At 55.3% G+C, this 23,339-nt stretch carries 21 protein-coding genes; 5 read left to right on the forward strand and 16 right to left on the reverse strand.

What is annotated here, in order from left to right:
- A partial coding sequence (locus tag VGJ94_01230) for a hypothetical protein (protein ID HEY3275214.1) occupies positions 1 to 949 on the forward strand: 949 nt, incomplete at its 5' end.
- A gap of 121 nt (positions 950 to 1,070) precedes the next feature.
- On the opposite strand, the gene VGJ94_01235 is transcribed toward VGJ94_01230, so the two are convergent.
- Positions 1,071 to 1,619, reverse strand: a complete 549-nt coding sequence (locus VGJ94_01235; protein ID HEY3275215.1) for a hypothetical protein — start codon at positions 1,617 to 1,619, stop codon at positions 1,071 to 1,073.
- Positions 1,620 to 1,879: 260 nt separating this feature from the next.
- On the opposite strand from VGJ94_01235, the gene VGJ94_01240 reads away from it, so the two are divergent.
- Both VGJ94_01240 and VGJ94_01245 read left to right on the forward strand, forming a co-directional pair.
- On the forward strand, positions 1,880 to 4,360 hold the full coding sequence (locus VGJ94_01240) for a TIGR03768 family metallophosphoesterase (GenBank protein HEY3275216.1): 2,481 nt from the start codon (positions 1,880 to 1,882) through the stop codon (positions 4,358 to 4,360).
- A 105-nt stretch (positions 4,361 to 4,465) separates the two neighbouring features.
- Positions 4,466 to 4,891 carry a nuclear transport factor 2 family protein gene (locus tag VGJ94_01245; GenBank protein ID HEY3275217.1) on the forward strand — a complete coding sequence of 142 codons (426 nt, stop codon included), beginning with the start codon at positions 4,466 to 4,468 and terminating at the stop codon, positions 4,889 to 4,891.
- Positions 4,892 to 4,942: 51 nt separating this feature from the next.
- Here the strand turns inward: VGJ94_01245 and VGJ94_01250 are convergent, their stop codons facing one another.
- The 7 genes from VGJ94_01250 to VGJ94_01280 form a co-directional block, all read right to left on the reverse strand.
- The gene (locus VGJ94_01250) at positions 4,943 to 5,422 is read right to left on the reverse strand and encodes a class II SORL domain-containing protein (protein HEY3275218.1); all 480 of its coding nucleotides are present in this window, start codon (positions 5,420 to 5,422) and stop codon (positions 4,943 to 4,945) included.
- 202 nt (positions 5,423 to 5,624) lie between these two features.
- Positions 5,625 to 7,022: a phospholipase D-like domain-containing protein gene (locus tag VGJ94_01255; GenBank protein HEY3275219.1), complete on the reverse strand. Its 1,398-nt coding sequence runs from the start codon at positions 7,020 to 7,022 to the stop codon at positions 5,625 to 5,627.
- 762 nt (positions 7,023 to 7,784) lie between these two features.
- Positions 7,785 to 8,210 (reverse strand): hypothetical protein, encoded by a 426-nt coding sequence (locus VGJ94_01260; protein ID HEY3275220.1) that lies wholly within the window; start codon positions 8,208 to 8,210, stop codon positions 7,785 to 7,787.
- Between the two features lie 141 nt (positions 8,211 to 8,351).
- Positions 8,352 to 8,534: a hypothetical protein gene (locus VGJ94_01265; GenBank protein ID HEY3275221.1), complete on the reverse strand. Its 183-nt coding sequence runs from the start codon at positions 8,532 to 8,534 to the stop codon at positions 8,352 to 8,354.
- 400 nt (positions 8,535 to 8,934) lie between these two features.
- Positions 8,935 to 9,843, reverse strand: coding sequence for a DMT family transporter (locus tag VGJ94_01270; GenBank protein HEY3275222.1), 909 nt, complete (start codon positions 9,841 to 9,843; stop codon positions 8,935 to 8,937).
- 15 nt (positions 9,844 to 9,858) lie between these two features.
- Entirely contained in the window at positions 9,859 to 10,797 is a 939-nt protein-coding gene (locus VGJ94_01275) for a 2-dehydropantoate 2-reductase (GenBank protein HEY3275223.1), read from the reverse strand.
- Positions 10,798 to 11,060: 263 nt separating this feature from the next.
- Positions 11,061 to 11,327, reverse strand: coding sequence for a hypothetical protein (locus VGJ94_01280; protein HEY3275224.1), 267 nt, complete (start codon positions 11,325 to 11,327; stop codon positions 11,061 to 11,063).
- A gap of 211 nt (positions 11,328 to 11,538) precedes the next feature.
- Here VGJ94_01280 and VGJ94_01285 point away from each other — a divergent pair, with 211 nt between their 5' ends.
- Positions 11,539 to 11,922: a hypothetical protein gene (locus VGJ94_01285; GenBank protein HEY3275225.1), complete on the forward strand. Its 384-nt coding sequence runs from the start codon at positions 11,539 to 11,541 to the stop codon at positions 11,920 to 11,922.
- Positions 11,923 to 12,149: 227 nt separating this feature from the next.
- On the opposite strand, the gene VGJ94_01290 is transcribed toward VGJ94_01285, so the two are convergent.
- From VGJ94_01290 to thrC, 7 genes are all read right to left on the reverse strand, one after another.
- Entirely contained in the window at positions 12,150 to 13,412 is a 1,263-nt protein-coding gene (locus tag VGJ94_01290; GenBank protein HEY3275226.1) for a lactate racemase domain-containing protein, read from the reverse strand.
- Positions 13,413 to 13,423: 11 nt separating this feature from the next.
- Complete coding sequence (locus VGJ94_01295; GenBank protein ID HEY3275227.1) at positions 13,424 to 14,035, reverse strand: indolepyruvate oxidoreductase subunit beta; 612 nt, start codon at positions 14,033 to 14,035, stop codon at positions 13,424 to 13,426.
- Positions 14,032 to 15,945: a thiamine pyrophosphate-dependent enzyme gene (locus VGJ94_01300; protein ID HEY3275228.1), complete on the reverse strand. Its 1,914-nt coding sequence runs from the start codon at positions 15,943 to 15,945 to the stop codon at positions 14,032 to 14,034. Before VGJ94_01300 ends, VGJ94_01295 begins: the two co-directional genes overlap by 4 nt.
- Before the next feature lie 2 nt (positions 15,946 to 15,947).
- Entirely contained in the window at positions 15,948 to 17,045 is a 1,098-nt protein-coding gene (locus tag VGJ94_01305) for a Coenzyme F420 hydrogenase/dehydrogenase, beta subunit C-terminal domain (GenBank protein HEY3275229.1), read from the reverse strand.
- Positions 17,042 to 17,902 (reverse strand): IclR family transcriptional regulator, encoded by an 861-nt coding sequence (locus VGJ94_01310; GenBank protein HEY3275230.1) that lies wholly within the window; start codon positions 17,900 to 17,902, stop codon positions 17,042 to 17,044. The genes VGJ94_01305 and VGJ94_01310 overlap by 4 nt, the downstream gene beginning before the upstream one ends.
- A 347-nt stretch (positions 17,903 to 18,249) precedes the next feature.
- Positions 18,250 to 18,576, reverse strand: a complete 327-nt coding sequence (locus VGJ94_01315) for a rhodanese-like domain-containing protein (protein HEY3275231.1) — start codon at positions 18,574 to 18,576, stop codon at positions 18,250 to 18,252.
- A 1-nt stretch (position 18,577) separates the two neighbouring features.
- Positions 18,578 to 20,047, reverse strand: coding sequence for a threonine synthase (gene thrC, locus VGJ94_01320; protein HEY3275232.1), 1,470 nt, complete (start codon positions 20,045 to 20,047; stop codon positions 18,578 to 18,580).
- Between the two features lie 125 nt (positions 20,048 to 20,172).
- Between thrC and VGJ94_01325 the strand changes: the two genes are divergently transcribed.
- A complete protein-coding gene (locus tag VGJ94_01325; protein HEY3275233.1) occupies positions 20,173 to 22,386 on the forward strand; it encodes an ATP-dependent RecD-like DNA helicase in 2,214 nt (737 codons plus the stop codon).
- A gap of 487 nt (positions 22,387 to 22,873) precedes the next feature.
- Here the strand turns inward: VGJ94_01325 and VGJ94_01330 are convergent, their stop codons facing one another.
- Positions 22,874 to 23,215 carry a P-II family nitrogen regulator gene (locus VGJ94_01330; GenBank protein HEY3275234.1) on the reverse strand — a complete coding sequence of 114 codons (342 nt, stop codon included), beginning with the start codon at positions 23,213 to 23,215 and terminating at the stop codon, positions 22,874 to 22,876.
- Positions 23,216 to 23,339 lie beyond the last annotated feature (124 nt).

The raw sequence follows: 23,339 nt of genomic DNA on the forward strand, positions 1-23,339 counted from the left end.
AATCCCTTTCTTCGAGGTGGACGCCCACAACATCGTTCCATGCACTGCCATTTCATCGAAGCAGGAATATGGGGCGCGCACGATCCGGAGTAAATTCAGGAAAGTACTGCCTCTATTTCTGGACGATTTTCCGCCGGCGCAAAAACATCCTTTTCCATGGACAAAGGACGTCCCTCCCATTCAGTGGGAGGGGCTCGCCCGGTCACTGAAAGTCGATGGCGCCGTGGAAGAGGTTGACTGGATAAGGCCCGGCGAAGAGAGCGCCCGGGTGGCGCTCGAAGATTTTATCCACACAACCCTCGAGCGGTACGAAAGGGAAAGGAATGATCCGACAAAACAGGCGCAGTCGAACCTCTCTCCCTACCTCCATTTCGGGCAGCTCTCTGCACAGCGGGTAGCCATGGAAGTTTCACGGATAAGTCTCCCCGGAACGGCTCCGGCCTCCTTTCTTGAAGAGCTTATCGTCCGCAGAGAGCTTTCGGACAACTTCTGTTACTACAATCCCCGCTATGACTGTTTTGACGGATTTCCGCAATGGGCGCAGAGAACGCTGAACGAACATAGAAAAGACCGCCGGCCATACCTGTACACCAGAGGAGAGCTGGAAAGTTGCGAAACCCACGATGATCTGTGGAACGCCTGCCAGATGGAAATGGTAAAGCGCGGCAAGATGCACGGCTACTTGAGGATGTACTGGGCCAAGAAGATACTCGAATGGACGGAGTCGCCCGAGGAGGCAATTGACGCCGCCATCTACCTCAACGACAGGTACCTGCTTGACGGCAGAGACCCTAATGGATACGTGGGCATCGGGTGGAGCATAGGGGGCGTCCACGACAGGGCATGGAAGGAGAGAAGTGTCTTTGGAAAAATCCGATACATGAGCTATAACGGGTGCAAATCGAAGTTTAACGTCAAAACCTATATAGCGCAGATACAGGCTTTATAATAGGACCGCCGGAGATATGACGGCGAGAAAGGATCAGATACCCGTCACAACGCATAAAGATACCGCAGCGATACCGGAGCGGCTCAAGGCGTTCGATGCAAGTCGTAGATCGGATTGAGCCTCAGTAGCGCCATTTGCAGTAATCGGGAAATTCCACCAGTTTCTTTATTGCTTCGGGATCTCCTGCCAGTGCCTTTTTGGCTAATGTTCCGCAGGGGGAATCGGGTTTTTTCATGTGGTACTGCGCGATATTGTCCGCACAGGCGCTGCATGCTCCCATTTTCGAAAATCTCTTGTTCAGATATTCGTATCTTTTCCCCTCCTCCGTTCGTGGCTTTGCCGTATATCTTTTGCCGAGCACTTCCGCGATCCTTTGGGCTTCCCGGGCGTCCACGTATCCGGAGTCGATCAGCCTATCGATGCCTTTGATGTCGCCCCTGCACAAATCACTGATAACCGATTCGTGGTATTTGTTCCAATAATCATCGGGTAATTTCGCCTGTGCTGCGAGCTCGTCCATTTTTTCATGATACTTAGGATTATTAGAGTCGACATCGCTGCATACCATTCCGGCAAGCGTTGGATGGGCTGAAATAAGAATCAATACGAGTGTGGCGAAGAAGACGGTGATAATCCCGTTTCGAGGGGCCGTTATATCTGAATTCAGCATATTTTTGCCATCCTTTCCTTATTCAGCCTGGATTTAAAGAGTCAGAGTTTATTCTGGTCCATGTGTTATGAAATATCAACCAAAAACCGCAGGTGAGGCGTCCTTCCATACCCTGCGAAGCGTCCTGCCAGGGCTGAAGGCCGAGCATTTAAGTGCTCTCCCATAATACTCGATAAGAAGAACAGGTGCGCCTGAATTCGGAAGCAGGACATATCTGCTCTTCCAGCTGCCGCACAAAATTAGCATATGGAGGATCATCAATGTCACGCGAATTTGGAAAGGTAAAGGGGGCAGGCACCCTGGCACACGGAAATCCGGCCGGTCAAGAAAAAAGTCCGGTCCTTCGAAAAGGCAACATCGTCCGGGAAGCGGTGACACTCCTGTTCCTGCTCTTCCTCTTTGTGACGACCCTGCCGCTTCAGGGGTCCACCGCAGAGCCCACCTATCCGATCTCGCCGGACGTGCAGACCACACGTCAGCGAACGGTTCGTCCCGTCTCGATACCCGGCGCTCCCGAGCTGACCATAGGACAGGTCGATCAATACGCGGCAGCGGGGTACAGCTCCTGGGAATTCGGGGCCCCTGTCGATTACGGTCTCCTTTTGCCTGACGGCACCGTACCGGCCACACCTACCCCGGCCGAGACGCTTTTGAACTTCTTCTCCATAAGCGACACCCATATCACGGATAAAGAATCGCCGGCCCAGATGCTCTACCTCGGGCTGCTCGGCACCTTTGGAAATACCAATACCCCGCTCTACTCGCCTGTCATTTTGTCTACCACCCACGTCCTCGACGCCGCGGTCCAGACAATCAATATCCTCCACGACCGGACGCCCTTCGATTTCGGTATAGGCTTGGGAGACCCGGCAGACAACAACCAGTACAACGCACTCCGTTGGCACATCGATGTCCTGGACGGAAAAAGGATCGTGCCGAGCTCGGGAGCTCACAAAGGGGCGGGCGTCATCGATTACCAGAGGCCATATCAGGCAGCAGGGCTCCACAGGTCGATCTCCTGGTATCAGGCCGTGGGCAATCACGACCAGTATTGGGGCGGCGGCTTCTATGCCAACGATTACCTCCGAAAGACCGCGGTGGGAAACACGGTGCTCGACATGGGCCTCGCCGCCGGGGGGGTCCCGTCTCTCGATGCCCGCGGCATCTACATGGGCGTGGTTGACGGGTCTACACCGTACGGGACTGTGACGGGCGCCGGATTGGCCGGGAGCATGACGTCACCGATCGTGGCCGCCGATCCCAACCGCCGGCTCCTTACTACCGAGACGTCATCGACCCTCAACTGGATGAAAGAGTTCTTCCGCACCACCTCGACGCCGAAGGGTCATGGGTTTACCCAGGAGAACCTCGACCGCGATTTTGCCTCCTACACCTTCGAGCCCAAGGCGAGCGTGCCGGTGAAGGTGATAGTGCTCGACGACACGTGCAAGAAAAACCCTTATTCCGCCACGGCCGGCTCCTATTCGCACGGCTGCCTGGACCAGGTGCGCTATGATTGGCTCGTCAACGAGCTCGACAGGGGTCAGGCCGAAGGCAAGCTCATGATCGTCGCCGCTCATGTCCCGGTGGGGCCCCAGTTAGATGTTCCCGATGCCCCAGTCCCGCCAAACCCGCAGGCGCCCAATCTTCCGAACAACACGGTCGTCCCCATGTTCCTCTCGACCTGTAATGACGGCTCGACCGCGATAGGCGTCCCATGTCCCGTCCCCGCGCCGATCGAGAACAACGACCCGGTCCCTCCCTATTCAGTCGTTACCGATGCGTCGCTTTTGGCAACGCTCCATAATTATTCGAACCTGATTTTATGGATGGCGGGCCATCGTCACATCAATACGGTCACCCCCCAGCCCGCGCCCGCAGGCAAGGGCCCGGAATTCGGCTTCTGGGAAGTGGAGACCCCGTCGACGAGGGACTTCCCCCAGGGGTTCCGCACCTTTGAAATCATTCGCAATTCGAATAATACGGTCTCCATTAAAGTGACCAACCTGGACCCCGCGGTCCAGGATACCACGTCCCCTGCCGCAACCTCCCGTGGCTACGCAATTGCCGCCGCGAGGATCTCGGCCGGGGCCGTGGGGCTCACCGATACGAGCTCCCACGTGTACAATGCGGAGCTCGTGAAGCCCCTGGCCGCCCCTTATACCATCACGGTCAACGTGACGGGCTCCGGCACCGTGGCAATGGGTCCTTACCAGGCTGCCACGTGCTCGGTCGCCGCGCCGTGTTCGGCGGTCTATCTTCCGGGCACCAGGGTCACTCTCACGCCGACCCCGACTCCCGGATCAGGGGCGGTCTTTGCCGGGTGGTCGGCCTGCCCGGGAACATCAGTGTGCAATATCACCATGACCGGCGACATGGCAATAACCGCAACATTCACCAATGCACCAACCATGGCCGTCTTCCCGACTTATAAGAGTCTCGGGAACGTGAAAATAGGGAGAAGGGCCATTGCCACTTTTACTGTGAGAAACACGACCGCGAAAGGCATGGCCGACCTCGTAATCGGGGCCGCGTCCATCGCGCAGGCGGCGCCGGACCAGTTCAGCCTCGTGGCGGGAAAAGACCGCTGCTCCGGACAGACCCTCGCCCCGGGAAAGAGCTGCACCTTTCAGGTTTCCTTTGCGCCCACTTTAATACATACCCGGGTCGCAACGATCACGCTGCCCTCGAATGATCCCGCGTCACCGTTGACGATCCCCCTCACGGGCGTCGGGAAATAGGGGCATAGTCGCTTTAAGGACTTCAGTCCCGGAGCTATTCTACGGGCCCCTCCATATCGGAGTCTTGACGATAGGGCTTTAGTATGGTCAGATTTAGGAAAGTACATGTATCGAAGGGAGGATCCCATCGTGACAGACAGGGCATACGTGGCCTCATTGTTCGACCATCTGAGGCACGACAAGGCAAAGTTTTTCGAGAAGGTGTCGGACGACGTGCAGTGGACCGTTATGGGGAGCCATTCCCTGGCGGGCGACTATTTCGGCAAGGAAAACTTCCTCGACCATACGTTCAGGAGGCTTGAGAAGCTCTTGAAGGAAGGTATGGTGCTGGCCATAAGGAACATCATGGTCGATGGCGACCTTGCCGCGGTCGAGCTGGAGGCTCTATCGACCGCCAAGAACGGCAAGCCTTTCAATAACCGCTATTGCTGGATAGTAAAGTTTGACGGGGGGATAATCAAGGAGGTCCGGGCCTATCTCGACTCCGCTCTCGTCCAAAGACTGATCGACGAAAACGAAACACCGGCATAAGGCTCAGGGGTGTGAATGTTCGTGGTTTTCCCGGCGGCCGGACCGTTCTCGTCAGGTTACCGTAATATCGGTACTCCCCTCCCAGTACCCGTGCAGATTGCAGCGCTGGTGAGCGATGAGCGTCACTTTGCCCGCGGGGGCCGCTTCTTTTACCAGGGTTACCATGAAGGCTACCTTGGGGCTCAAGTATCCACGGGATTGAAAATCAGTCCTGCCTGCAGGCTCATTGCCTATTTCAAGGGAGATAAACTCGATCCAGTGGGCTTGTCCCATAGGATGGGCGATCTCCCCCACGCTCACTTCGACCATAAAGGGCTCGCCTGCCTTGACCGTTAGGGGAGCGGTTACCACGGGAGCGTGAGTTTTCTCGAGAGGGGTTTTGTTCGACGTGTCCTTGACCTTGTTGATCGCCCCGAAGAGACTTTGATCCACCTTCACGGGGAAAAACCTGTCCGCAGCCAATGCCTCCACGGCAGCACCGGCCATCGCGGTTCCAAGGACCGCACCTTTCAAGAAGCTTCTTCTGTCCATATCTCCTCCTTTAACGGGCATGAAAGATCGGGCTCGTTTTGGTATTAGTAATATAGTGTTTGAATTACCAAGGTGCATGCCATTCGAGGAGAGCCGTGGTAAAGGAACCAATATATAACTCCTGCAAATATATCGTGCTTTTGCGAACTCTGAGCATAGGGCGCTCAACAGGGCAGGTTCGGCCCTTATTTTCGATGAATCCCTACAACAAGCGGACAAACAGACGGGAGAACCACTCCCGGATCTTGAGGAAGAAAGGTCTTTCTTTCCATTCCTCCAATCGAATCTGGTCCGACTCCGCAAGATCCTGAACAAACATCTTTTCCATTTCTCCCGCGAACTCGCGGCTCAGAATAACCGCATTCACTTCGTCATTGGTTGAAAAGCTCCAGAAGTCCATATTGGTTGAGCCCACTGTAGACCAGATCCCGTCGATTACCAGGGTTTTCGCATGAAGCAACGCATTGCGACGCTTGTATAACTTTACCCCCGATTTCAGGAGATCGTAATAGTACGATTCTCCTGCATATTGGGCCAAAGATGAATCAGTAGTTCCGGCAAGAATTATCTTTACTTCAACGCCGCGCTTTGCCGCATCGGCCAGGGCCTCCGCCGTCTGGTGGTCGGGGACAAAATAGGCATTCGTCATATGAAGTGAGTTCTCTGCGAAGGTGATAGCAGCCACATACATGATGAACGTGATCCTGTTGGCCTCCCCTGAAGTACTGCCCAATACCCCGACAAGGGCATTTCCCTTTTCTTCCGGATCGGGGAAGTAGTTCCGTGGGGAGAGAGGCGCATCCTTCTGTTTCTCCCACGTGTCGAGAAACAGCTTTTGGAACTCAGCCACGGCAGGACCTTCGATTTGGACGTCCGTATCGCGCCATGGCATCGCGCCTTCTTTTTCCTCTCCTCCCGCAGAAGAACCGCTTGAATAGACCTGGCTGATGTTGACCCCCCCGGTAATGACGACTTTGCCGTCGACAATCAGGATTTTACGATGGTCCGATACGGCGAGACGCCATTTTCCGCGGTGTTTCAGAGGGTTCACGGGGTTAAATTCGACAACCCGAATCCCCCCGTCGCGCAGGCGCTGAAAGAATTGACCGGGGGTAATGTAACTGCCTACACTATCATAGATGAGATTTACCTGGACCCCTTCCGCTTGTTTCTGCAATAACAGATCGGCGAATTTTCGACCTGTGTCGTCTTCAATATCTTCCATAATGTAGGTTTCGAGATTGACATGGTCACGTGCGTTTTCTACTGCTTTGAACATGGCGGCATAGGTGGCCGGACCGTTCACAAGGAGGGTAACTCTGTTCCCCTTCGTTAACCGGCTCTCACTCACGGATTCTATCACCGCGCTATAACGTTGCACCATATCCGTCGCATCGACGGACCACTGCAACCGTTCCAGGAGGGCCTTGCTCTGCTTGGGAGACAATAGTCCTTTGGCGGAAGCGATTTGCGCCGTTATCCTGCCAGACGGCGCATCATCGATCATTTCGGAGACGTCCGGCAGGGTCGCGCATCCTGCACCGAGGGCTAAGATTGAAACCAAGAAAAGGAACAGCAGGAAGAATCTACCTGTTTTCATCTCCTCCTATTATACCATTTATCCCCGTCCGCCATTCCTCCACCTGCACGCTGCCCTGAATCAACGTCACGTTGCCGTTCGTGGACGGTATATCCTCCCGCTCCTTTTACCGGGTTGCCTAAATTTTCTTATAGAGAAAGATAAGGCAGGAGGAGGATAAGTCAATATCGAAGGGCAGAGGTCTTTATCCTTGCCTATTCAAGCGCGGGGAGATAAGAAAAACACCGAGAGCCGCCGGGTCTATTGTTCTGTGTATCGATGACCGTCCATTCCCTGAGGAATCTATTTCCCCGCAGCATCCCCCTTTCATTGCGGTCTGCTTCGGAAGAGTTTCTAACGATGATGTCCCTGCTTTTCACAGTATTTCTCGCAACGTCGTTCCTGTTTTTCGCACTCGTGGAGACATTTCTTGCGATGGTGGCCTTGCCTGTCGCTGCAACTATTTTCGCAGTGACGATACTCACGCTCACAGGCTCGATGACAACTCGGCGAACGGTGACCGTGGTCGCGCTTGTCGCCGTACGGTTGCGCGAAGCCGGTTGACAGGGTCGCTGTCAGGATAACGAATACGGCGAGCACCAGATTAAACGACATTTTCTTTCTCATATTTTACTCTCCCTGTTGACGGGGGATAAAAAACAATTTGTCCCCAACTGAATGCGCAAATTAGGACCCAAGCGGGTCCCGTACATCGGGCACGCTACGGTACGACGCGGGGAAAGGGGAACAGCCAGAACCCCTTTCCCCGCCGAAGATTTACCTTTATTTCGCGGGAGCGGTGGTTTCTTCCGTTTTCTCTTTCGTGCTCGTTGTGGTGGTCTTCATCTTCTTACCCATTTTGACCGCGGAGGCCATCATTTTGCCGTCTTTCTCCATATACTTCACGGTGACCTTGTCGCCGGCCTTAACTTCACCCTTCATCGTGGCGTCTGATACGTCGAAAGTCATGTCGCCCTTCTTGCCCTTTACGGTCATCGTCTTCGCTGCCGTATCCATGGTGGTGACTTCGCCCTGGAACATCATTGCCTTGCTCTTTTTGACTTTGGTGATGGTTTCCTTCTTCTCGGGCGTGGTCGTGGTAGTAGTAGTTGTTTCCTTCTTCTCGGGTGTTCCCGCCTGAGCGAACACGGTAGCGACAAATGCGAGACTCATTACTAATGCCAGGACAAAGATCGATACTTTCTTCATTTCGATTCACCTCATTATTTATTTAACAACACTTGTATATACGTATACCTGCGGTGGACATCCTGACGTGGCTACATTAACGGTGGCATAACATCTGCCGACCCCCTCAGGCAGGCTGGACCGCATGCCCTCGGGTTCTCCTTATTTTGCGAGCGGGCCAAGCCGTTCGATTACGGCTTCGAGGGATTTCTCTCTCTTCGCAAGGGCTTCCCGAAACTCTCTTCTATCGGTGTGGCTGATCTCAACGTCCAGATGGAGATGGTAGTTCTCGAGCACGCTCAACAATACCTTCGCCTCTCCCTCATTCAATTCCAAATTTATCATCCTCTTCTCCTTTTTCCTTGTCCGGCCTCTTATTCAAATATAGTCTTGAAACCGTGAGATACAAGGATCATAAAGGAAACATGAGAAAAAAATCCGCCCGTCGAACCGCGAAGAAGGCCTAAGACCGTTCCCTGGTTGTGAATTCGTGAAAGTTATTACTGGGCCGCTAAAAGGTACTCATTACCCGTTCTGTTAAATCCGGTGCTCGATTGACGGTTTTATAGGCTGGATCGGGTGGAATTCGATACCTCCATTGAATAAACCGAAGTCTGTCACAGTACGACAGGAGCGGAAATAGCCAAATTTGGTAATAAGGGCGGTGATCCCGCAAAATTCGTGGTCTTATGTCTCTTGGAGAAAGACGAACATGAGGTCGTGCCTATTCTATCCGATCGGTGATTCAGCGATTCGAGACAGGTCGGGCCCTCGCCGGCAGATTGACTAAGAGCACCCCCGCCAGAACCGCGACAAATCCGGCGATAAAAATGCCTGTCAGTTTTTCGGCCAAAAGGGCGGCGCCCAATAAGGTCGCGATCATGGGGTTGAGGTTTACATAGACCGCAACCTGGGTCGGCGAGAGGCGGGTGAGTGCGAAGGTCCAGAGCAGATAGCCGATAGCCCCGCCGAATATTCCCAGAAACAGCACGACCAGCACGATATTGGTATTCAGCCGTGCCACGGCGGAAGCGGGGTCTTCTATAAAGACCACCGGCACGAGTAACAGGGTGCCGAAGATCATGGTGTAGGCGGTCACGGTCAATGCCTTGTATCGGATGAGCATGCGCTTTGCGAGCACCCCGTAGACTGCGCCGCATAGCGCGGTTATCAGCATAAGGGCATCTCCGGCAAGGGAGAGGCTCTTGCCGCCAAAGGTCAATCCCCGCTCGGCGAGCACGATCCCCACGCCGGCGAAGGTGAGCAGGACTCCGCATGTCTGGCGGGGGCTAAGACGTTCTTTCTTTGTTGCCCGGGCAATAAGGACGCTCCATAAAGGCATGGTGGCGAGCATCAGCGCCCCTCTCGATGCCTCGGTGAGGCGAAGGCTCATGTTGAAGGTCACGGGGAAGATGGTGAAGAAGATGACGCCGAGAAGGAGAAGGTAGGGGATATCCTTCGCCCTGATACGGAGAAGGTCCCTGGACCATAAAAGCAGGAAGAGGAGCAGGAGGAAGCCGCCCTGACCGAATCGCAGGATTGCGAGCGTCAGGGGCGGGATATCACGGACGGCGACGCGGACGGCGACGACGGAGGCCCCGAAAAGGAGGGCCGCGATGAAGGCACCCGCATTGGCAGTGAATTCACGTCTCATCAGTGGGCCCTGTGGCTACGCAAAATCGAGCGTGCCCCTGGCCCTGAGCTCGAGCGGCAGGAGGCTATCGTAGAGAAACTCGTGGAGCGGCGTAGGTATGCCCGCTTCCCGGCCGAGCCGGACTACCGCGCCATTCCATGCGTCCAGCTCCGAGGGCTTGCCTTCGGCAATATCCCTTTGCATCGAGGTGGTCCCGCCGGGCGCCAGGGAGTCTAGAAAGGCCATCGCTTTTTCAACGTTTTCCGCAGAGAGGGCGACCTGCCGTGCCTGAGCCACTGCAACGATCTCGTGAAGGCACTGAGCGAGGAGCCGCCTTGTCCCGGGGAGGGTGCGGAGCACCCCGATCGGCGCCCTTGTCACACTGCCTACCCCGCCGAAGGAGACGACGAAGAGGAATTTCTCCCACAGGGATACCTCTATGTCAGGAGGAATTTCGACCTTCACTCCGGCTTTCTCGAAGGCCTGTCGCAATTTTTCCGCCCGTGGGCTCGATCCCTTGTCCATTTCGGCGAATTTAATGAAATGGGCTTCCCCCATGCTTCGGATATGGCCCGGAGCAATAATTTGGCTCATAGTCCCGCACAGGCCGTTCAGCACGTGGTCCGCGCCCAATACGTCCGCGAGTTGGGAAGCCGCTTCCACGCCGTTTTGCAGCGGTACCACATACGTGTCGGGCCCTATCATGGGCGCCATCGCCCGCGCCGCCTCGGTAACCTGCCACGTCTTGACGCCAAGGATCACCACGTCGGCTATCCCCACCCGGGCGGGGTCATCGGTTGCCAATACGGCGTGGACGTGAATATCTCCTTTTGGAGTTTCGACCCGCAGGCCCTGACTCTGGATCGCGCACAGGTGCGCCCCCCTCGCGATAAAGACCACATCCTCACCCGAGCGCGCCAGTTGTGCGCCGAAGTACCCGCCGCAGCCCCCTGTGCCGAAGATCGCAATTCGCATGAGTACCTCCCTCTATCCCTGATTTGATGTGGTGACGCCCGCGCGTAGGGGCATAACATTTTGTATACGAAAAAAAGGTGGAGTCAAGTCTTTTGTGCAAATCCGGCGCATTAGGGTGAAATATCCCTTCTTTGAGGCAGAGTGTAAGATAGGTCACAAACTCACGGCCGGGAAACGGGAGAACGTCTCATGGTCCGCCCATCCCGCCCCGGTGCCCATTCAGTCTCTCTTATTCTTCCGGCGCGTCTATTCTTCCGGCGCGTCTATTCTTCCGGCGTGTCCTGCACTTGCTTGTATTCCAGCACGGTCGGCGTACTCTTGAGACCCTCTATAAAGCGATCGACATCCTTATCCCGGACTTGATAGTCCCAGGTGTCGCGGGCGAAATTTTCGCCTGTCCGGATCTCTCTCGATCCATATCCGTAGAATTCGATCATCGCACCATTCGCATTGAGCTTGTCCGCGGGAAGGTCGAAGGGCTGTCCTTCCATGTTGAGCCTGTTTTTGAATATAACTTTGAATGTGGCCATCTTCTTTTCTCCTCTTCCTGAATTTATGTGTCGGTCTATTCAGATTTGCGACATGACAGGGCGTTTGTCAATAGGCTGCCTGCTTCGGGTGTAATCAAAAGTGTGACATTTTTTTGCGGTTCCATCCTTGAAAAGACCTGAAATAGTACTCACACTATATAGGAAAGCACGAGAAACCGTACGGAGCGCCATAATAAAGGAGGAGAACCACATGTCCGAAGAGAAAAATATTGCCAAAGATCAGGACTTTAAAAAGATTCTTTCCGAAGCCGCAGAGGCAATACGGTCTGCCGGAGACTACCTTCGCCTCGCGGGCGATGCGACCTATGTAGATGATGCGGCGAGACAGTTCGTGACGGAACGGAAATCCCTCGACATCTTCCTCGTCCACTTGAACGAAGCGCTGCAGATGACGGATCACGATATTTTGTTGAGTGCCGCGGCAGGGCTGAAAGAGCGGGCCCTAATGCTCCGGGGGATTAGAGAGCAGATCAAGCAGCTCGATTCCGCCGCTGCGGGAGAGGTTGCGGGTTATTCCGAGCAGGCGGTGACATATATACAGCAGGCACAGACACTTATCGCGGAACTGCCGTAATAGGGTAAAATCGCACGAAAGTGCCAAAGATATGCGCCTCACGGGCGGCCCGCCCGGCTTCCAGCCCAAAGGGCAGCGGGGTTTCGGTCGGCCGGGGGCCGGCGCGAAACGCGTAGCTATTCCCTTATCTTTCCCGAATCATGATCCCTCGCGGATACGATACCAAGTGCCGGGAATGGTAGAATCAGCGAATCAGGGATATTAAGAGGTCCTTCCTTCCCCGGTATTCAGGCCTGTGGGAAGTACTGCACCGTTGCGTCGGGGTAAACGGCCACATCGGCCTTTTCGCCCCATTCAGTGACCAATAGATTCCGGACCTCTTCCCATTCCTTGACCCAGATAAAAGGCGGGAGCCCTTTGAACATGGAAGCGCCCACAATATCTTTTATGGGGGAGAGGATGATGCACCTCTTGATGTTCGGCGGAGCCGGCTGGGGTGGCAGGAGGGCCCCGTCGTTGCTTTTCCCGAACTCTCCGAAAAGGTAATGGACCACCTGCCCGGACGGTTCATTGGCGATGATCACGAGATCGCCGCCCTCTTTCTTTATCGAGGGCATGGCGATAAAGGGAGCGATTGCGCACTCGTTCGATTTGGCAAAGGCATTGACCACGACGATATCCATATCCTTTGCCTGGACAGTGGCATAGACCTCTTTTGCGAGCTCGACCCCTGCCCGGTGCTCCTCCACAAAATCTCCCACAAAGAGCCCGGCAATCTCACCTTTCTGGTTCAAAACCGCATCTATTTTCATGTCGAGTCCCGCCATCCTGGCGGCATCCTCCATGTCGGCCCGTACCATATTTCCGGCCATCCTGCCCAGTCCAAGGCATTCGGGATGGGCCTGAAGCACGGGGCCGTGATTATGCGCAATGGAATCAATGTGGGCGACGCCGGGGAGAATGATTTTACCTCCCCCTCCGAAACCCGCAAACACATGGGGAGTGATGCATCCTATCCCGATCTTGAGATCGCAGGACATGACTTCCCGGTTCACGGAAACGGGCGTGCCCCCGGTCGTCTTACCCAAATAAGCGCATGAGGCGAAGGCATTGTGATTGTAAACGGGGAACCGCTCCAGGACCTCTTCCCCGAGCTTTTTCCTGAAGTCGCCCGCGGTATGTGCCCCGTGGGCCCCCAGGGCGGCAACGAACCGGACCCGGCCGTCGGGGATGCCCGCCCGTTCGAGGGCAGCGAGGACATGGTGAATGATCCGGGAAATCGGGGTGGGCCGCGCCATATCATCGAAGAGGATGACCACCTGCCCCTTCCCTTTCGCCAGCTCTTCGATGGACGGCGTGCCGATGGGAGAGGCGAAGGCGTTTTCTATCTCTTTTTCGGTAAGGGCCTTCCTCTCCCCGCCCTTCATCGAGCAGAGGGAGACGTTCCAGGTCGAAGGAAAGGTAAGCTCCGCCTCTTTATAATCATACCAGAGGAGCTGGGGTACTTTGATGCTTACTCCTCCCTTTCCTGGTCCGCTCTTTGTCTCCACCCTCCCCTCCTTTACGTTACTGCGGTATAACCGAGCTCGAAGGCCTCAAGGTTTACCGCCTGTTTCCCGCCTTTAAAGGTAAGCTTCAACTGGCGCTCGATCTTCTCCCTTCCGAGGGGCAGAAGGCTGGTTCCCATGAGGGCCCCGGTCATGACAATATTCGTGAGAAGGGCATTTCCCAGCCCGAGGGCAATATCGGAGGCATTGACGTACCATGCGCGGTCGACGAGCTCTTTCATGCATGCCTCGATCCTTTCCTGCGAGGGATACTCCACCTCGCCTATGGCCACCTCCAGGGGATGGATGGGCCGCGTATTGGTAACCACCATGGTACCTTCATATCCGAAGGAGGTGACCATGCGCATCGTCTCGCTCGGCTCCAGGCCCAGGATGATGTCCGCCCTGCCCTTTGGTGTCACCGGGCTGTAAGGCACCTTCTCTTTCGAGATCCTCACGTGGCTTGCGACCGATCCGCCGCGCTGGGTCGCCCCATAGGTCTCCCCGATGGTGATGGTATAGCCCTCTTCCATAAACGCCTGTCCCAGGAGCTTGGAGATCAAGATGTTGCCCTGCCCGCCTACTCCGGTGATGATTAAATTTATCGGCTCTTTATCGAGATTCATTTTATCGCCTCCGCCACTATTGCTGATTGAGGACAGACGCCCACGCACACGCCGCATCCCGTGCAGACCGCCTCGTCTATTCTCGCCTTATGCGCCTCTTTGTCCCACATGAGGCCCGGACACTTGAAGACCCTGGTGCAGTACCTGTTGCAGCCGCAGTCGTCGCCGAAGCATTTCTCCGATTCTATGTGCATCTTCGCGATAGGGCCGAGCTGCATGTTTGCCCTGATGAGGGCGCATTCCCTGCGGCTTATAATTACCCTTGTCTTCCCCTTATCCTGCAGCACGTCATAGAAGGCCTTCTTCGTGGCCGCCATGTCGTAAGGATCGACTTTGGTCACCGGCACCCCGAGACTCTCGCAGAGTTTCTCCACGCTGACCTTCGGCCTCGCCTCGCCCGAAGCCCCCTTGTCCGTACCCGGATGGGGTTGGAATCCCGTCATTGCGGTGCCTGAATTATCCATCACCACGAGCACCACGTCCGCCTCGCTGTGAATCGCATTGAGAAGGGGCGGAACCACGGCGTGGAAGAAGGTGGAGTCCCCGGTCATGGCAAGTACGGGCTGCTTGAAACCGAAAATGTCGAGTTTGCCGAGACCCGAGGCAACGCCCATCCCCGATCCCATGGCATGAATCGTGTTTATCTGGCTGAACCCGGTGGGGAAGACACCCATGGCGTAGCACCCTATATCTCCGGCCACTACTCCATCCCTGCCGTCCTTCTTCAAGGCGTCTTTCATCGCCCAATAAGTGGCGCGGTGGGGACAGCCGGGGCAAAGCTGGGAAGTCCTCGGCGGCACCCAGGCGGCCGCCACTTCCCGGCTCTTCTTTTCGTATTCGGGGCTCAAGGCCACGTACTCCATGGAGAGAAGGCTCGCGATGGCCCCCATCACCATATCCACATTCAGTTCCCCGTAGGGCCTGGTATGGCCCGATGTCTTGCCGTAGAATTTGTGGTATCCCGGCATATGATCGACGACGAATTCTTTGAGGTTCGTCTCCAGAAAGGAATCGACCTCTTCGATCACCAATACCCTTTCGGACCTTGCGAGATTTGTTTTGATGAATTTGTGCGGCAGGGGCCATGTGGTCCCCAGCTTGGCCACACCCACCGATCCTTCGATGCCGAGGGTCCGTATGGCTTCCATCGTATAGAGCCATCCGCTCCCGCAGGTAAAGATGAGGAGGCCGGGCTTCTCGGGTCCCGAATAGAAATTGAAGGGGGAGGATTCGAAAATCTCCGCCACCTTCTTGCTCTTTTCGTGGACCGCCTGGTGAAGACCGGCCGCCACTCCGCCGATGCCCCTGTATTTCTTCGACGTATCGAAGTGGGCCCGGTTCTTTTCCGCGGGCAGCTCGCCCAGGATCACGTTGCCCCTCGCATGGGAGACCCTCGTGACGCTTCTCAGCATAACCACATTGGAGATCACTTCCGAGAGCTCGAAGGCCCATTTCGTCATATCTTTACATTCCTGAAAGGTGGCAGGCTCGAGAATGGGTATGTCGATGGCCTTGGCGAGGTCCCGGGAGTCCTGTTCATTGGAGCTTGATTGTGCTCCCGGATCATCGCCCACCATGAGCACCATGCCCTTATTGATGCCCGAGAGCACGAGGTTGGCAAGAAAGTCGAGGGCCACGTTGAGACCATTCTGTTTCATGGCCGAGATCGACCTCACCCCTGAAAGGGCCGCGGCTGCCGCGACTTCCACGGCGACCTTCTCGTTGATCGACCATTCGACGTAGAGGCCCATCTTCTTTGCCACTTTTCCCAGATTGGTGATGATCTCCGACGACGGCGTCCCCGGGTAGGCGGTTGCCACGCCCACGCCGGCTTCCAACGCGCCCCTGGCGATGGCTTCGTTTCCCATGAGGAGCTCCATGCTCCCCGGTTTATTTATCTCGATTCCCATGATTATGCCTCCCCGCCTGAAATAGAAGAAGTCGCCGATGGGGCTTTCAGGTTTTCCGCCCCTGCCTTCTTCTTGTTGAGCGAGGCCTTTTTCAGCCTCTCCAGATTTCCGTCCGGCACGTCCCTGAATTCGAGAATGCCTTTACTGCGCGCAAGATCCAGGAGCTTCATGCCCGCCTCGGACCTGACGATCACCTGGTTCCACGATTTCGCCTCGTCCCAGCCTTCGGGCAGCCGCGCCGATCCCACCGAGATGTCGCTGAACTCGGCGGTCATATCAGTACAGGTTTGGCAGGAAGGACGGACGCATTTGACCACCTCATCGAGAGAGATGCTCTTCGTGCCTTTCGTGGTGTAAATATCGAGGGTATGGTACTGGCTCGGGGGGATGTCCATGCCGGTGATGGAATCCATGTCCACATGATTTGAGAGCATCTCTTTAAACGGCGCCGAGGAAAATGCCCAGCCGCAGAAAAGTCCGATCACGAGGTCGAGTTTTTTGCTGTTCTCTTTTATCCGCGGGTTTTTGCTGACTTTCATTTTGGCCAGCGCCAGGGTCTGACACGGTGTGGCCACGATGCCGAGGGAGTCCGTCTTTCCTTTTACCAGCTCGTTGAATTTTGCGACCGCGGGCGTCACCACGAAGCGGCTCTTTCCCGAGGAGCCCGCCTTTTCCGCTGACCTCACCTCCACGCCCTGGGGGAGCATGGGGTTCTCCTTTCCGGAAAGTACCGCGGCCTTGATCATGCCTTCTTTCAGGGCAAGGCCCATGAGCGCCGTGACCGTCCCGCCGTGCTGGGAATTGGCGCGCGTCTTCTCATCGGCGGCCCTGCAGACGTAGAAGGCCTTTATGGCCCCTGCTTCGGGGGTCATATCCTTTTCGTCGAAAAGAAGGCCTTTCAAGGCGTCCGTGTCGACGGGCATTTTAGGACAGATGTCGAGACATCCGGCCTCCGTCTTGTCGCACTCGTCGAGCACCACGACCCGGTCGTTATGGGAAAGGTAGTAAGGACAAAGGTTCACGCAAGCCCCGCAATGGGAGCAGAGCCCCGTGTCGATGACCTGCTGCCGCAACTGCTTTGTTGCACCGTTTTCGTTCATAAGGTATCTCCATCTATACTGATGTTATTGTTCTCGTCAGGGTTGGTGTGGGATGGGGGAGAGCGAAACGCGCCCGGCCTCAATCCCGCCGATTCCGGGAAATAGCCCATTGCGCGCCCGATATCACGGGATGCGAGGACCAATTGCCTGGCCAGGGCTTCCACATTCCGGTAAATCTCCTTGGGGTCGCCGGAGAGACTTATGGCCCCTTCGAGCCGTGCCCCGGGACCGAATACAGGTGCCCCTATACAGGCCAGGTCGATGGTATTCTCTTCCCTATCGAGGGAATAGCCCCTGCGCCTCGTCTCGTCGAGCTCCTCGAGGAGACGCTCTTTTTCAATGATGGTGTGTGCCGTATACGCCTCAAGCACCGCCTGTTCCAGGTAGCCCTCAAGCTCCAGGGGGTCGAGAAAGGCCAGCATGGCCTTTCCCAACCCCGAGCAATAGGCAGGGAGGCGGGGTCCGATCTGATGGACAAAAAAGAGGTGAGAGCGGGGTTCGATATTTACCGTCAGAAGGGCGGAGCCTGCGTCCCACATGGCAATCCGGGAGACGAGGCCCGTATGTTTGGCGAGCTGATAGGCAGGGCCCGCGCCTTTATTATTTATTTCGAGGCTTCCCGCAAGGACGATCCCCAGCTCGTAAATCCCCATTCCCAGTCCGTATTTCCTGGTATGGGGGTCCTGCTGAAGGAATCCCTGTTTCTGAAGCGTGCGAGCGAGTCCATGGACCGTGGGCTTGGAGAGGCCGAGGGCGTTACTTATCTCGGTGATACCGAGGCGGGGTGAATTATGGGTAAAGAGGCGCAGCAGGCTCAGGGCCCTATGTACCGATTGAATCCCCCTTTCTCTCTCCATGACCTTATCCGTTCTTGGGTGAGACGCTTAAAACACACCCCGATTACCGTCCCTCTCCTTATCCATTGTTCGACATTGTCGAACAGAGGCCGGCATCGCTTAACACTATATTTCTACTGCAACCGAGAAATCGTGTCAAGAAATTTCTCTCATCCTCAAGGGTATCATTACTTACAGGGGGAAAGGGAGATGGATGCTCGAAATGTGGATCGTTCTTTCGGATGGAAGACCGGTTAATTTTCTATGGGAAACCCTTTTCTATGCCATTCGGGGAATCCACCGGAAAAGACGAATACTTTCATGTAGCCTGCATTTTTCGCCGCGACCGCGGCCCTGACGGACGGGGCTCAGCCTCCTCCCCGGCAGTAGAAGATAATAGTGGTCTTCTCCTTATCCGTGTTCTCGGGAAGGAGCCTGTCGGCAAAAGAGGCCTTCTCGTCCGGTATGAGGATAGCTTTCGGGAGGTGGCCCCTCACATATTCGGCCTCGGTCCTCGTGTCAACCACGAGAACCTGTGTATCGGAGGAAAGAAGCTCCTTAAGCTCGCCTGCGCTGATAGTGGGAATATCGTTGGCATCGCAGGCAAGGGCAAAGAGCATCCCCAAGGAGAGGAGCGTGAGTCCTGCCAGGACTACGAAGCTCTTTCGCCCGTTACGGGGGGATAATACTCTCACCCTATCTTCCCTCACCAAAAATCCCCCTGATCTCGCGCACCGCCTCTTCTATCTGAGCCCGGCTCGGCTTCAAACCCTGGGCGGTCTCATCCGGCGCCGCGTCTATCCGAAAGATCCGCTCCTCCATCTTTGCCTGTCTCTTCATCCCCAGGGGCGGCTCCGGCGAAACACCCAGGGCAAGAAGCACGTCTTCAGGAAATTTGGCCGGATCCGCGGTTTCATAGATCACCGCGGGCTGCTCGTGGATTCCGTCGAGATAGATATCGAGGCTCCTCCATCCCACTGCCCCATGGGGATCGAGGATGATCCCATAGCGGTCGTATACCTCTTTCATTGCCTCATAATGGTGCGGGTTTGTCACCCCTATGGAGACGATATCCTGCCTCATTGCCTCCATGTCGGGCATCCGGTCGATGACCCCCGGCTCCGTTACCTTTCCCGTCTCTGCGTCGATCCGGTCATACATATGGCCGCCGTAGAAGTCGACGAGACGTGCGAGGTTACTGGGGTGGGAAACGATCATGGCCGACGACGGCGATTTTACGGACGGCCTCACGCAGTAGCAGCCCGATTCGAGAAATTCGGGGAATTCCGTGTTCTCGTTGACTCCGCAGATGATCTTCGATATGGGAAGCCCCATCTGCCGGGCGATCACCGTCCCCATCATGTCGCCGAAATTTCCCGACGGCACGCTCGCGATCATGGGTCCGCCGGTAGAGGCGACCCGGGAATAGGCGAAGAAGGGATAGACTGCCTGCGGCAGGAGCCTGCCCAGACTTATCGAGTTTGCCGAGGTGAAGCGCTCGGGATCGCCGAAGACCTCTTTCGCAAGGGCCTTATCGTTGAGCAGGTGCTTTGCGAGGGCCTGGCACACGTCGAAATCCCCGTTTACTTCAAAGGCGTATATATTCCTGCCGAGGGTGGTCATCTGCCTTCTTTGACCGGCGCTGATCGACCCCCTGGGGAAAAAGACGATGTTGTCGACGTTTTCAAGTCCGAGGAGCGCATCGGCCACCGCCCCGCCCGTATCACCACTCGTGGCGACGACCACCACCTTCCTCGATCCCATGGAGCCGAGAAAGTAGTTAAGCATCCTGCCAAAAAACCGCGCCGCATAATCTTTAAAAGAATAGGTGGGGCCCCGGGTAAGCCACATGATGTAAGTCCGTCCCGTCACGTGCTGCACGGTAGTGGGTATCTTTTCTACCCAGTAGGCATCGTCGAGAATCCCCCTCAGCTCCTTTTCCGGCACTTCTGACCCGAGAAAGGGGAAAAGCACCTCAAAGGCGATCTCCGCGTAAGACATGGAGGACATGGCCGCGATGCTGTGGGCCCCGATCTTCGGGATATCCTCGCGAGCCATCATGTAAAGACCGTAATTCGAGCCCATGCCGTTCAAAAGGGCGGTCCTGAAGTTGACCCGCTCTTCCTTATTATTCGTCGAGTAGTAAGTTATCGGCTTTATCATCATGGAGTTAGTGTACAGGATTTAGCTCACCTTTTCAATCAAGATGGTGAGAAATTTCACATCCACCCATCTTGTTAAGAAGAGACTCTACTTTCATTAACCGGATAAATCAGGATAATATATAGGTCATGGAAAAGGGGAAGGTCCAGCTTGACATCAAGGGGCAGATCGAGCGGATTACTTATGCCAATGAGGAAAACGGGTACACCATCGCGAAGATGAAGGTCCAGGGCCATGCAGGCCTTGTGACTATCGTGGGGACCATGTACTCGATCAGTGCCGGCGAGGTGCTCCAGGTGAGCGGCACCTGGGAGAGTCATCCGCGCTATGGGGAGCAGTTCAAGGTGATCTCCTTCCAGTCCGTCCTCCCCGCCACCATCAAAGGCATAGAAAAATATCTCGGCTCGGGCATGATAAAAGGGATCGGCCCGGTCATGGCAAAGAGGCTCGTGGCCGAATTCAGGGAAGAGACCCTCGTGATTATCGAGGAAACCATAGAAAGGCTCCAGGAAGTCCCCGGCATCGGCGAGAAACGGGTGGAGATGATCAAGACCGCATGGGACGAGCAGAAGGATATTCGTGACGTGATGATCTTCCTCCAGGGACAGGGCGTAAGCCCCACCTATGCGGTCAAAATATATAAGCATTATGGAAAAGACGCGGTCAGGGCCGTGATGGAGAACCCCTACCGCCTCGCCACCGATATATTCGGCATCGGCTTTCTCACCGCGGACAGGATCGCCGAAAAACTCGGTATCGAGAAGGATTCACCAATGAGGGCAGAGGCAGGGATTCTCCACGTCCTCCATCAGCTCGCGGACGAGGGAAATGTGTATTACCCCTATGGCCCGCTGGTAAAAAAATGTGCCGAGATCCTGGAAATCGAGGAAGGGAAAATGCCTGCCTTCATCGGGAAGGTAGCTTCGGAAAAGAAGATCATTATCGAGAAAGCGGCAATTTCGGCGGATCAGGAAACATCGGACGACGAATCAATGCCCGTCTACCTCGTCCAGTTCCACGTCTCGGAGACGGGCATTGCCACAAGGCTCAAGGCCCTCATGGAATACCCCAAGCAGCTCCGCCTCATCAACCTCGATCAGGCAATGGGCTGGGTCCAGAAGGAGCTGAGCATAGGCCTTTCTCCCCAGCAGGAGGAAGCGGTCAGGACATCGGTGAACAGTAAGGTCATGGTGGTAACCGGCGGCCCCGGAACAGGCAAGACCACCATCATCAACGCAATCCTGAAAATTTATCAGAAGATGGGACAGAAGACCCTCCTCGCCGCGCCCACGGGCCGGGCCGCAAAGAGAATGACCGAGGCCACAGGACAAGAGGCAAAGACCATACACCGCCTCCTGGAATTCAGTCCCGGGGCCGGCGCATTCAAGAGGAACGAGACGAACCCCCTGGAGGCCGACCTCATCATCATTGACGAGACGTCCATGGTCGATACAGTCCTCATGTATCAATTCCTCAAAGCGGTACCGGTAAAATCGACCCTTATTCTCGTGGGCGACGTGGACCAGCTCCCTTCCGTGGGCCCCGGCAATGTGCTCAAGGACATCATAGAATCAGGGCGGCTCCCCACGGTGCGGCTCAACGAGATATTCAGGCAGTCGAGCCGGAGCATGATCATCGTGAACGCCCACAGGATAAATAAGGGTGAGATGCCCTTATTCACCCCCGACGAAAACCACCTCCATGATTTCCATTTTCTCACCGTAGAGAAACCCGAAGAGGCCCTCGCAAAGATCCTGCGCCTCTGCAAGGAGCAGCTCCCCCTGAAGTACCATTTCGATCCGGTAAAGGATATCCAGGTCCTGACCCCCATGCACCGGGGCTCCGCAGGGGTAACGAGCCTGAACGTCGAGCTTCAGAGAGAGCTCAACCCGGAAGCAACGGAGCTGATCCGGGGCGGCAAGACCATGAGAACAGGCGACAAGGTAATGCAGATCAGGAACAACTACGATAAGGACGTCTATAATGGGGATATAGGCTCCATAGCAGGGATAGACACGGAGCTGCACGAGGTCAAAGTAGACTACGACGGCAAGATCACGACCTATGAATATGCCGACCTCGACGAGCTGGTCCTCGCCTACGCCACGTCGGTCCACAAGTCCCAGGGAAGCGAATACCCGGCAGTAATAATGCCCGTCCTCACCCAGCATTTCATGCTCCTCCAGCGAAACCTGCTCTACACCGGCATCACACGGGGGAAAAAACTGGTGATCTTAGTAGGCACGAAGAAAGCCCTCGCCATCGCGATAAGGAATAATAAACCGCAGAAAAGGTATACGAGGTTACGGGAGAGGCTGGTTGGGGATGTAGGGTTCATGTAGTTTTGCATAAACCAAGTTTTTTTTACGTAAACCGTCGACAGATTAAACATATTATCTTGGAACATTTTGATATTATTAATTTTACAATGCTTCTGTGTTTTGACCCCATAAAATACCAGTGTCGCTACGTTACGGATTCCTTTTTCAAGGGCCAAATTGCCACTCAGACAAGGTTCGGAGGCCTCTTCTATACTTTTGAAATGTTTCTGGCTCGCTCCAGAGACTGCCGGCCTTGACGGGTATCACTCTGGATTACACCCGTCATACAAAGGTTGAACAGGGGATTTGATAGATGGACAAAACCTTTTATCGAGGAGCTACGCAAAGGGTTTCGCCAGGGTTGACAGTGGAATCCTCAGTTCCCACAATGACGTTAATCCATGGCAAGAAGACTTGTCGCTCCCACGTACCCTCAGACAACGCTATCGGGCAGATTGATGCCATACCCGTCCCTACCGTCTTTGCATAATTTAAACTATTTTGTTTATTAAACGGCAGCCTCGTTCACTTCCCCTGTTCTGATTCGTACCGCATTGAGGACTTCATTGATGAATATCTTGCCGTCTCCTTTATTTCCCGTGTGGGCGGACTTCAGGATTGTCCGCACTACTTCTTCAACAATATCATCATTGACGACAAGCTCTATTTTGACTTTGGGAACATAGGTGATTAAGTCTTCCACAATAGCGTGAGGCGCTCCCTTCGCTTTCCCCCTTCCGAACCCCTGGGTTTTGGTTACGGTCATGCCCGGGAAACCGGGTATCTGCTGAAGCGCCCATGCGACCTTTGAGAGCATGAAGGGCTGAATAATGGCCTTTATTTCTTTCATCTTTCCTCCTTGGGAGCTCCAAACCGGGGAATGAAGCACCACCGAATTACACATCCTCGTGGTTCCTGTTCTCCCTCTCATCGTCCGCCTCCTCAAACCACTTGTAGAAGGTGGGGAGCACGAC

Source organism: Syntrophorhabdaceae bacterium, assembly GCA_036504895.1.
In the GTDB taxonomy this organism is placed as follows: Bacteria; Desulfobacterota; Syntrophorhabdia; order Syntrophorhabdales; family Syntrophorhabdaceae; genus PNOM01.